Below are 7272 nucleotides of genomic sequence, written 5' to 3' on the forward strand. Positions count from 1 at the left end.
CGAGTCTGTCTTACAGGCTGTCTTCCAGGCCACCCAGCACTTCTACCAGAGAGTTCATCAGGGCAATGAGTTCGCTGCCCATCAGGGCGAAGTCGGCGTCCAGACGCGCCAGTGGATCTTCTGTGCCCACCTCGTCGTTGTGGGCCCTAAACTCTTCAGAGAACTTCAGACGCTTGATGCCAGCATCTGACTGAAGCACGAAGGCGATAGACTGGCCAAAGTGCAGTGCCAGCTTATGCACCTGCTTGCCCACTTCAAGATGCGCCAGCACCTCATCTTCGGTCAGGTCTTGTTGCTTGAAGCGCACTATGCCGCCTTCATCCGAATCTGACTTGAGCTCGGCCTCATCTTGCATCTCAAAAGGTGCCGGTGTGCTGTTGCTCTTGAGCCATTCGGTCATCTGGGCTTCGATTGGTGTCTTAAAGCTCATGGGGATCACAGGCAGCGAGCCCAGTGCCTTACGCAGCAAAGCCAGCAACTCTTCAGCCTTAGTCGCGCTGGATGAGTCCACCAGGATCATCTCTATTTCAGGCAGGATCAGGGCGTGGATCTGGCTGCGACGAGAGAAGGCGCGTGGCAGTAGCGTGGTAGTGATCTCCTCCTTGAGCGCATCTTTCTCTTTCTTGGCCAGCTTGCGGTTTTCTTCATCTTCGATCTGCGCCACTTTTTCCTCTAGGGCTTCTTTTACCACCTGAGAAGGCAGTATCTTCTCCTCTTTGGTGGCGCAGATAAGGTGTCTATTCTCGGCGCTGTGTACTAAGGTGTGGCCGAGTTTACCCAGGGCCTTTGAAAAGCCGAATTTGCTGATGTCCTGGCTGGAGCAGGGAGAAAAAGTAAAGTCTTCAAGGGACTTCTCTAGCGCTTCGGTATCGACAGAGAAAGGTTTATTAAAACGATATACGGTAAGATTCTTAAACCACATGATAGGCGCTCAATGAAAAATAAAGCCGCAGTGTAAGCCATTGTAGGGCGCGGGTAAACCGCTAACAAACTTCCTCAAAATGTCACAAATATTGCTCAAGCGGCATAATTCATCAAACTGTAATATTTCTTTCTGCTCATCTGTATCGCCCATTCCGCCTGGGTTTGTGGCCTGAGTGTGTCGTCCATATTGCCAAATCTATCCAGTTGCTAAATCGATGAAATAAAACTGCAACATAAAAGTTGCACACTTTCGGCCGTCCAAACCAATAACCAAGACGAACAAACGTCGAAAGGATTAAATGATGAACGTTTTTTGTAAAACACTACTCGCTTCTGCGCTAGCAACTGCCACTCTCGCTTCTGCACACGCTGCAGAGCCATTGACTGTTTACGGCAAACTAAACGTAACGGCTCAATCTAACGATGTAGATGATGATGCAACGACGACTATTCAGAGCAACGCTTCTCGTTTTGGCGTGAAGGGTGCTTTCGAGCTGAGCAGCTCACTGGAAGCTTTCTACACTGTCGAGTATGAAGTGGACACGGGTGATGACGTTAAGGAAAACTTCAAGGCTCGTAACCAGTTCGTTGGTTTAAAAGGTAACTTCGGTGCTTTCTCTGTGGGTCGTAACGACACCATGTTGAAGCAGTCTCAAGGTAAAGTTGACCAGTTCAACGACCTTTCTGGTGACCTGAAGAACCTGTTCAAGGGTGAAAACCGTATCGAACAGACTGCGACTTACATGACGCCTTCTTTCAACGGTTTCAAGGTTGGTGTGACTTATGCTGCTGAAGGCGCAAGCTCACAGTATGGCCAAGACGGTTTCAGCGTTGCCGCTATGTACGGTGACAAGAAGTTGAAGAAGTCGCCAATCTTCGCCTCTATCGCTTATGATTCAGACGTTAAAGGCTACGAAGTTGTTCGTGCCACTGTTCAGGGTAAGATCGCTGGTCTGAAGATTGGTGGTATGTACCAGCAGCAGGAAGAGACTTACAAGAAAGACGGTACTGAAGTTGTGGGCGCCGACAGCAAGACAGGTTACCTGGTAAGCGCGGCCTACACTATCGATGCCGTGGTACTGAAGGCTCAGTATCAAGACATGGAAGACAAAGGCGATTCTTGGTCAATCGGTGGTGACTACAAGCTAGGCAAGCCAACTAAGCTGTTTGCCTTCTACACCAACCGTGACTTCGAAGGCGATGACAATACCGATAAGTTCTTCGGTATCGGTCTAGAGCACAAGTTCTAAGCTATTGATAAATAACATCGGCTCGCGAGTCGAGTGAAGAATAAAGGGAGGCTTAGGCCTCCCTTTTTGATGTAAGATTTATGACAAAATAAGCCGTTTTATGACAAACTAACCCAGCGGTTTCATAATTTTGTAATAAAAAAGACCAATAATGGACACGTGGGAATTCACAGATAGAAGATCGCATATGACTGCTAGGATTTTGATAGTTGAAGATGAGCTAGCCATCCGAGAGATGTTAGCTTTTGTTTTAGAACAACATGGATTTACGACAACTACAGCAGAGGATTTCGACTCAGCATTGGATATGTTGTCAGAACCCTATCCAGATTTGGTGTTGCTCGATTGGATGTTCCCGGGCGGCAGTGGTATTCAGCTTGCCAAGAAATTGCGTCAGGATGAGTTTACCCGTCACATTCCCGTTATCATGCTAACGGCCCGTGGCGAAGAGGAAGACAAGGTGAAGGGGCTCGAGGTGGGCGCCGATGACTATATTACCAAGCCTTTCTCGCCCAAAGAGCTGGTGGCCCGTATCAAGGCGGTAATGCGCCGCGCGGCACCGACGGCTCTGGAAGAGCCGATAGATGTACAAGGATTGGTACTCGACCCTGTGAGCCACCGTGTGACAGTGGGCGATCAGGTACTAGAGATGGGCCCGACCGAATTTAGGCTACTTCATTTCTTCATGACCCATCCGGAACGCGTCTACAGCCGCGAACAGTTGCTGGACAACGTGTGGGGTACCAATGTGTATGTCGAAGACAGAACCGTCGATGTGCATATTCGTCGTCTGCGTAAGGCCGTCGAACCGTCGAATCACGATCGCTTGATTCAAACCGTTCGTGGTGCGGGCTACCGTTTTTCGACCCGTCTCTAGGGCCAAATTTCTTTGTGGTTTAAGATTCATCTAAACAGGTTTTGATTGTATGGCTTGGGGTTTGCAATGACAGACTGCTAGCCGGCAAGAAAGCACAGACACTGTTTAGATGAACCCTAGGGGCCGCGCCTCTTGTGTCTTGTTTATCTGTTATCTCATGCCTGTGTAAATCATTGCTGCAGGCGTAGATAGCCGGGGACAAAAACACAAAAGCTCGCCGCCGAAACAAACAGCAAGGGTCGATAGATCCAAGCAAATTGATAGGCACAAGAGGCTATTTGCGCTATCTTGTGCCCATTCGCTCACTATGGCTTATCTATGTTTGATTCATATTCAGGGTATCAACTACTCACTCGGTTAGTGATATATCTACTGCTCTGTCTTGCCGTTGGATTACTCATAAATCAGGTGCTGTGGATCATGTTTCTGGGCAGTATTGCCCTGCTCATTTGGCACTATAAACAGATCTCAAGACTCAATTATTGGTTGTGGCGCGACAAGCGGCTAACGCCTCCCAACGGCAGTGGCAGTTGGGAAGGGGTGTTCAATGGTATCTATCGTCTACAGGGCAAGAACCGTAAACGTGTCAGCCAGCTCGCCTATCTTCTCGCCCGCTTCAGACAAGGGGCCGAGGCCCTGCCCGATGCGGCCGTGGTGCTCGACTCAGAGAACAATATTGCCTGGTGCAATAAGCTGGCCCAGCTGATGTTAGGCCTGGTGTGGCCCCAGGACAATGGCCAGCGGATCGATAATCTCATTCGTCATCCCGATTTCTCCAACTACCTCAAGCAGGCGGACTTCGATGAGCCTTTCGAGCTCATCGATACCCAGAGCGACAATCGTATCTTAGAGATACGTATCATGGGATACGGTTCGGGTCAGCGGTTGCTCATCGCCCGTGATATCACCCGTATTCGTCAGCTCGAGGGGATGCGTAAGGAGTTTGTGGCCAACGTCTCCCATGAACTCAAGACCCCGCTAACGGTATTGCAGGGCTATCTTGAGATGATGCAGGGCATGGCCGAGCCGGACTCGCCCAATGCCAAGGCGATGTCGCAGATGCAGCAGCAGACCAACCGTATGCGCTCCATGGTCGAGCAGCTGCTGGTGCTGTCGCGCATCGAAGATGGCAGCGCGGTCAACCTGGATACCAAGGTGAATATGGCACACCTGATGGAGACCCTCAAAGAGGAGGCGCAGGCGTTGGCCTTGGGGCAGTATGAGCTGTCTATCGAGGCGGATCCCGGGCTTAACCTCTATGGCAGCGAGGTACAGCTTCGCAGCGCCTGTTCTAACCTGGTGTCGAACGCCATTCGCTATACCGAGCCGGGCGGTAAGATCAGCATACGCTGGAAACGTGTGCCCATGGGCGCCGAGTTTAGCGTGACAGATACTGGCGAGGGCATAGCGCCGCAGCATCTTACCCGTCTGACCGAGCGTTTCTACCGGGTCGATAGCGCCCGCTCGCGCCAGAGTGGTGGCTCGGGATTGGGCCTGGCCATTACCAAGCACGCGCTGCATCATCACCAGAGCGATCTCACCATAGAGAGTAAGTTCGGGGTAGGCAGCCGCTTTAGCTTCATCATCCCCAATCACCTGCTGGATCTTTAAAGGGGAGGGGTTAGTCGTTGGGGCAAGTGCTAGCCACTTTACAAAGCTTAAACGCCGTCGCTAATGACGGCGTTTTTTATGGGGCTTTTTTAATGGCGTCTAGGTTATGGAAATCGCCGTCACCCATGACGCAAACTTGACGATTTAATGTCAAACAGAATATGGCGACGCGAAAAAGCGCATTTGCGGCGAATTAATTTGTCATTGTCATCTAAGTGTCACATCACAGTCATAGACTTGTCACCGTTGCGATTGATACTGGCTGCAACTTAAATGAAACGAGTAAGCAAGTCCGCTTAACACTGGAGCATAGAATGAAACTTAAACAGCTTGTCGGTGCGGTGAGTTTAACAGCCGCTAGTGTATTCTCAGCAGCCTCTATGGCCGCGCTTGATCCATCACTGCCTACCTATGAAAAAACAAGTGGTGTATCGGGTAACCTATCTTCTGTAGGTTCAGACACTCTAGCCAACATGATGACCCTATGGGCGGAAGAGTACAAAGAAATGTACCCTAACGTTAACATTCAGATTCAAGCCGCGGGTTCATCTACTGCGCCACCAGCACTGACTGAGGGTACTTCACAGTTCGGTCCAATGAGCCGTAAGATGAAGCCTAACGAAATCGAAGCATTTGAAAAGCACTACGGTTACCAGCCAACGGCTATCCGTGTAGCTATCGATGCCCTGGCCGTATTCGTACACAAAGATAACCCAATCAAGGGCCTAAGCATCGAGCAGATCGACGGTATCTTCTCTGCAACACACAAGTGTGGCGGTAGCGATGTTCAGCGTTGGGGCGATGTTGGCCTAGACGGTTCTTGGGCTGCTAAAGACGTACAGCTATATGGCCGTAACTCAGTATCTGGTACTTACGGTTACTTCAAGAAGAAAGCACTTTGTAAGGGCGACTTCAAGGCTAACGTCAACGAGCAACCAGGTTCTGCATCAGTGGTTCAGTCTGTATCTCAATCACTTAATGCTATCGGTTACTCAGGTATCGGTTATAAGACTGCAGGCGTGAAAGCGGTTGCTATCTCTAAGAAGGGTGACAACTACATCGAAGCATCAGCCGCTAACGCTGCTGACGGTAGCTACCCACTATCACGTTACCTATACGTTTACGTGAACAAGCACCCTAACAAAGACTTGGCACCACTCGAGCGTGAATTCCTACGCTTCGTATTGTCAAAGCAGGGTCAGCAAATCGTAATGAAAGACGGTTATGTACCACTACCACGTAGTGTGACTGCTAAAGACCTGAAAAAAGCGGGTATCCGTCTGTAAGACACCAGCTTGAACTAAAAAGGCCTCCTAGTGAGGCCTTTTTTGTCTTCCAAATAAGACGATATTTTGTTTGCTTGAGTCGTATTTGACGGCAATCTCATTTGTTGAGTGTGTCTGATTTGTCCACATTCATGGCAACCTATCACCTGCGGTGAGCTTATGTGCAAACACTCTTTTGGCTCGCCACGAGCACATCCTTGTGGGCTCTGCGAAATCATCCATGATTTCGAAGGCCAAAAGCGTGTTTACACTGGAATCTAAACGTTTCTTCGATTTGACCGTGAATGGTGTAGAAAGGGAGCAAAAGCTAACTTGGTTTTGTTTCAAAGTGTGTTGATCTTGGAATGAAGGTTTGGCATCTCTATAGTTTGCTTGATTAGCATTTGGCGACATAGTCATTTATTAATTGAGTTGAAGGTCACACCTTCATGGCTATCTAACGCCTACCCGGCGAGGGATGTGCAGATACGCCTGTGACACGCTGTGCGCCATCCCTGGCCGCTCTGCGGTTTCATCCCTGAAACCGAAGGTCACCGGCGTATCTACACTCGGTATCCAACGTCTCTTCGATTTACCGTCATTGAGAAGACATAGATTCAACTCACTATTTTTTAGAGAGAAATCTTTGATTAAATGTGACCTAGCATGTTGTATAGCCCTGACGAGATAGATTAAAGTATCATCAATTAAGGACAGAGCTAGGCCAACTCGAATCAAACATCGACTACGCCATTCAGGGAATGAAAAAGCCAACCACATGAGCCAATCAGCTCCTTTATAAGATTACTCTGCCCCACTTCTTTACATGCTTGGTCTCCTACCTTACAAGGTAGCGTACCTTGCAAGGTCTCACTAATAAGTTGTTATGTGCTAAGAGAGTTGAACCATGTTTGAGGAACTTTTTAACGTCTTTTCTCGAAGACAATTATCTGACTCAGATCCAAAACTTACGCCGCTCACTAGAACCTTTAGAAACAGGTTGATCATGTTGCTTCGCGATCATCTGCAGAGTCGTTTTGGGGAGTTCCTAGGGCAACTACATACGAAGATTGGCTATTTGCACGGGGAGTTTCAGCTCTCAAATGCGCGAATGCAGCAGCCGGACGACACACTCCAATTCGTCCTCAATTGCAAAGATGAGGAGTTGTTTGATGTCATCGAACTCATCTTTAAGTCAAACCTGCCCGGCATTACTTGGCCGGACAATCCTTTAATTGTAGTGGCATAGTGAATTTGGCCACCTGAATAGACGAAGTGATAGACTCACTTCTGGAAAAAAGGTGGTAGAAATGAAGAACACAAGACCGACATTCAGTGCAGAGTT

The 7272-nt window shown here is 49.0% G+C and carries 6 protein-coding genes; 5 read left to right on the forward strand and 1 reads right to left on the reverse strand.

The annotated features are described in order from the left end of the window. Window positions 1–10: 10 nt before the first annotated feature. Window positions 11–922, reverse strand: a complete 912-nt coding sequence (gene rdgC / locus L2731_RS16610) for a recombination-associated protein RdgC (protein ID WP_239851721.1) — start codon at window positions 920–922, stop codon at window positions 11–13. Window positions 923–1223: 301 nt separating this feature from the next. Between rdgC and L2731_RS16615 the strand changes: the two genes are divergently transcribed. From L2731_RS16615 to L2731_RS16635, 5 genes are all read left to right on the forward strand, one after another. Next, the gene (locus tag L2731_RS16615) at window positions 1224–2174 is read left to right on the forward strand and encodes a porin (protein ID WP_239851718.1); all 951 of its coding nucleotides are present in this window, start codon (window positions 1224–1226) and stop codon (window positions 2172–2174) included. A 187-nt stretch (window positions 2175–2361) separates the two neighbouring features. After that, window positions 2362–3051: a phosphate regulon transcriptional regulator PhoB gene (gene phoB / locus L2731_RS16620; RefSeq protein ID WP_041406681.1), complete on the forward strand. Its 690-nt coding sequence runs from the start codon at window positions 2362–2364 to the stop codon at window positions 3049–3051. Between the two features lie 318 nt (window positions 3052–3369). Further along, window positions 3370–4662: a phosphate regulon sensor histidine kinase PhoR gene (gene phoR, locus L2731_RS16625; protein ID WP_249254552.1), complete on the forward strand. Its 1293-nt coding sequence runs from the start codon at window positions 3370–3372 to the stop codon at window positions 4660–4662. A gap of 314 nt (window positions 4663–4976) precedes the next feature. Then, complete coding sequence (locus L2731_RS16630; RefSeq protein WP_160795313.1) at window positions 4977–5948, forward strand: PstS family phosphate ABC transporter substrate-binding protein; 972 nt, start codon at window positions 4977–4979, stop codon at window positions 5946–5948. 886 nt (window positions 5949–6834) lie between these two features. Then, the gene (locus L2731_RS16635; protein ID WP_249254553.1) at window positions 6835–7176 is read left to right on the forward strand and encodes a hypothetical protein; all 342 of its coding nucleotides are present in this window, start codon (window positions 6835–6837) and stop codon (window positions 7174–7176) included. Window positions 7177–7272: the final 96 nt, after the last annotated feature.

It is taken from the genome of Shewanella aquimarina (assembly GCF_023349185.1).
Classification (GTDB): domain Bacteria; phylum Pseudomonadota; class Gammaproteobacteria; order Enterobacterales; family Shewanellaceae; genus Shewanella; species Shewanella aquimarina.